Origin of the sequence: Amphritea balenae (genome assembly GCF_003858655.1) — a bacterium.
Taxonomy (GTDB): Bacteria; Pseudomonadota; Gammaproteobacteria; order Pseudomonadales; family Balneatricaceae; genus Amphritea; species Amphritea balenae.
This window is the reverse complement of sequence record NZ_RQXV01000024.1, coordinates 1-1,443: the sequence shown is the minus strand read 5'-3', so window position 1 is coordinate 1,443 and position 1,443 is coordinate 1. Positions and strand designations below refer to the sequence as shown.

At 46.4% G+C, this 1,443-nt stretch carries 1 protein-coding gene; it reads right to left on the bottom strand.

The features are described from left to right. Nucleotides 1-222: 222 nt before the first annotated feature. Nucleotides 223-1,155 (bottom strand): LysR family transcriptional regulator, encoded by a 933-nt coding sequence (locus tag EHS89_RS20990; RefSeq protein WP_124928130.1) that lies wholly within the window; start codon nucleotides 1,153-1,155, stop codon nucleotides 223-225. Nucleotides 1,156-1,443: the final 288 nt, after the last annotated feature.

The following is a 1,443-nucleotide window of genomic DNA, read 5'->3' as shown; positions in this document are numbered from 1 at the left end:
CACCAGAACATGTCTGGTTCTGACATGGGCGACGACCACAAAGAATACTTTGCTGGTGAGAACGCTCTGAAAGCTGGCGGTGCGAAAAACACCTCTAACCAGTTCGGTTAAGCTGAATTAGCTTGTCAAAAAAGGCAGCCATTGGCTGCCTTTTTTATTATCTGATCAGGCTAAGATTTAGTGCTCTTCTCTACCCTTCCTTTGTAACGGTCTGATAAAGCTTCAGGACTGTGCGACATCTGCGACCAGATCTCTTAGCCATTTATGAGCAACGTTATGTTGTATTAACGGGCTCCAGGCCATTTTCAGTTCAAAGTCAGGTATTTCAAATGGCGGTTGTCTTATTTCCAGACGGGGATTATCTGATTGTGCTGTAGCTGCCCGGGTTGGAATAGTCGCAATCAAACCTTTTTGTTCTGCAATATGCGCTGCCGACTGGTAGTGCCGGGTAAACACCCGGATTTTACGTTTATGGCCGATCTGATCCAGGGCTTCGTCTACCCATCCTAGTCGTTTAGTGTCCTTAGGTGAGATCCCCATACCAGCCCCCATTCCGGTTTTACTTACCCAGACATGGTAGGCAGCAATATAGGTTTCCAAACGAAAATCGGAGGAGATCGGATTATCCACCGCAAACAGGCAGGAAAAGCCATCCCGCCACAGCGTTTTCTGGTGAAACGATTGCGGCATCGTATCAAAACGATTGATTACCAGATCGACTAATCCCTGCTCCACTTCGGTAAAGCTCATATCGCTGGGGGTCAGAATATCTAATACGATATCCGGCGCCTCCTTACGTAACCGTTTAAGCAGCTTAGGCAGTAACGTTGCTTCACCGTAATCACTGGTCATGATCCTGAATACCCGATCACTTGTCGCAGGGTCAAACGAGCTACTCGGCTCGATTACCTGCTCAACTGATGCCAGCACATTTCTTAATAGCGGTTGTATCGCCTGAGCCCGCTCTGTTGGCATCATTCCGTCACTGGTTCGTACTAACAACGGGTCTCCAAAGGTCTCTCTTAACCGGCGCAGGCCGTTACTCATTGCCGGCTGTGTAATACCCAGCAAACTGGCTGATCGGGTTACATTTCGCTCCCTCAATAGTACGTCCAGATATACCAACAGGTTCAAATCGATCTGATCAAGGTTCATACAAGCCCCATAGATACTTAACTCTTAAAGATCATTATTCACATGGTGAATGTTACGAATAATAGCTATTTATTTCAAAAATGTTAACTAATTCTCTAATATGATCTGCGTACCGAATAACAGAACAGCGCACACAGCTGTCAATGAGAGAAGGATTAACCATGTCCAGTCTGAATCAAGATATCGAAACTATCGCAGCGGCTAAAAATGCTGCTGGTAGCCCTTGGGATGCTATCAACCCAGAATCTGCTGCTCGCATGCGCGCTCAGAATAAATTTAAAACAGGCT